General features: G+C 34.5%; 1 protein-coding gene. It reads right to left on the bottom strand.

Going from position 1 to position 275, the window contains the following annotated elements:
- A partial coding sequence (locus SB764_RS39960) for a hypothetical protein (protein ID WP_410866742.1) occupies window positions 1-275 on the bottom strand: 275 nt, incomplete at both ends.

Here is a 275-nt window from a genome sequence, read left to right as displayed (position 1 = left end):
ATATATTCTACAAAAATCCAAAGCTCTTCTGATGGCAACACTGTTGTCTGTAAAATCATCTCCTTTAGCTCCAAATCTCTGAATATTTACATTTCCACTGGCTAAAAAATTGATATCAACATAATAGTCATTCCCTTTTTTCCTGTATACAACCCCATCATCAATCACCGTAGCAGAGCCATTATACTTTTGATAGTTAACGTTTTCTTTTGTATAGCTATCAACAAGCTGAACAAGGTCATCAGATGGATAAGAACTGCCAGGACTGAAAAAAT

The sequence above is a fragment of the Paraburkholderia sp. SIMBA_027 genome, assembly GCF_046535315.1.
Classification (GTDB): Bacteria; Pseudomonadota; Gammaproteobacteria; order Burkholderiales; family Burkholderiaceae; genus Paraburkholderia; species Paraburkholderia tropica.
The sequence above is the reverse complement of the archived record's forward strand: the minus strand, read 5'-3'. Positions and strand labels throughout refer to the sequence as shown.